General features: G+C 61.1%; 1 pseudogene. It reads left to right on the top strand.

Annotated elements, in window-relative coordinates:
• Nucleotides 1-172: 172 nt before the first annotated feature.
• Nucleotides 173-574 (top strand): annotated as a pseudogene (locus tag EKL94_RS22190) (response regulator transcription factor); the annotation flags it as partial.
• Nucleotides 575-668 lie beyond the last annotated feature (94 nt).

Here is a 668-nt window from a genome sequence, read left to right as displayed (position 1 = left end):
TTCTTTTTTTTATATTTAATTTTTTTTATTTTTTTTTTTTTTTTGGAGGTAAACGGCGCCCCGCAAAAAAAAAACGTAAGTTTGAGCGACAGGTCAAGTTGTTATACGAGACAGACCGCATTCCGACATGGGCGGCGCTACCATGGTACGAACTTCCGTGGATGTTTCGTGCATGCGTCTGTTGGTGATCGAGGACAACCGCCAGCTGGTGGCCAACCTGTTCGACTATTTCGAGTCGCGCGGGCATGTGCTGGACGTGGCCCCGGATGGAATCACCGGGCTGCACCTGGCCGGGAGCCATCCCTACGACGCGGTGATCCTGGACTGGATGCTGCCGCGCATGGAGGGGCCGGAGGTGCTGCGCCGGCTGCGTGCCGAGCACGCGTCCGGGGTGCCGGTGATCATGCTGACCGGGCGCGATGAACTGCCGGACAAGATCGCCGGCTTCCGCGCCGGTGCCGACGACTACCTGACCAAGCCGTTCCCGCTGCCCGAGCTGGGGGTGCGGCTGGAAGCGCTGCTGCTGCGTGCGCAGGGCCGCAACCCGCGCAAGCGCCTGCAGGTGGGCGACCTGGTTGGGTACCGGGGACGTTGAGTGCCTGCGGTGGGGCTCGTGGTTTCCCCTGTGTCCGTTTAACACCACCCAGCCCACCAGAACGAACCCTCCC

This window comes from Stenotrophomonas maltophilia, assembly GCF_003970865.1.
Classification (GTDB): Bacteria; Pseudomonadota; Gammaproteobacteria; order Xanthomonadales; family Xanthomonadaceae; genus Stenotrophomonas; species Stenotrophomonas maltophilia_AR.
Note: the sequence above shows the minus strand (reverse complement) of the source record. Positions and strands in the feature narration are given on the sequence as shown.